This window comes from Paenibacillus sinensis, from assembly GCF_019904155.1.
Taxonomy (GTDB): Bacteria; Bacillota; Bacilli; order Paenibacillales; family Paenibacillaceae; genus Paenibacillus_AQ; species Paenibacillus_AQ sinensis.
The window spans coordinates 1-926 of sequence record NZ_JAHCMB010000155.1; the positions used below are offsets into that span (position 1 = coordinate 1).

A 926-nucleotide genomic window follows, 5' to 3' on the forward strand; every position below is an offset into this window, starting at 1 on the left:
GACGCTGTCAAAATGGTTTTGTAAGATATATCCTAAAGTATATGCACCACCATCCTTTTCAGGTCCGTCACATATATCCTTCAAATTAAATTTTTTACCATCAAATTTTATTTCTATCCCATTCTCAACATATGTAACTTTAAAATTTTTCGCATCGCCGTGTTGTCTCGCATTTAAATATAATTCATCAATTAGGTAAGCTATTTGTTTTCTTATATCCACATTATCTTTCCACAAATTTTCATNATTGTCAGAATTCATTTCGACTTTTCTTGTAAGATCAAGCGGAGTAAGTCCTAGACTAGAAAATGCACTTTTATTTGAAAATAAGTGAGTTACAAAAGCAACTGCAGATTTAGCGGCAGCTTCTTGAAAATCCTCAGCCTTTGTACCGTCTCCCCAATCACAAATACTTTTTACTAGAAGCCATTCAGTTATATTTCTTCTACTACATGCTGCAAAAAGACCAGCCCCTTCCATCTCACCGCCAATAGCCTCTTTATGCTTATCGAATAAATCCATTTTAAATTTTATATTGTCAACTAGCTTTTCACCACTTAGTATCTTTCCGTGGTGAACATTTGCTAAATCGTAGTTTCTTTTTGCGGCTTTTGATCTTTCAAGTAAAACTTGTCCAGTAACAGCCGGGATAGCTCTACTAATCGTTTGGAGAGCACTAATTCGTTCAAATTCATAAGGAATAACTGCTTCTGCAACTAATATATCTGTCATGTTTTGCTTTGATGGGTCTTTCCCAAATGCAATACCAACCATTATTACTGCTTTGGGTTTCCAAAGGTCGATAGCCTCTAAAGTGGTTAAAGCCGAGCCTTGGCGACTCGCACTTCCCATAGAGTTACATTGAACATGAACCGCTCCATAACAACCTATTACTCCAATTGTATACGTTTCATAATGATAGTAAT

1 protein-coding gene is annotated in these 926 nt (G+C 35.8%); it reads right to left on the bottom strand.

The annotated features are described in order from the left end of the window. A partial coding sequence (locus tag KIH86_RS18415) for a 5'-methylthioadenosine/S-adenosylhomocysteine nucleosidase family protein (protein ID WP_456094020.1) occupies nt 1-852 on the bottom strand: 852 nt, incomplete at its 3' end. Between the last annotated feature and the right edge of the window lie 74 nt (nt 853-926).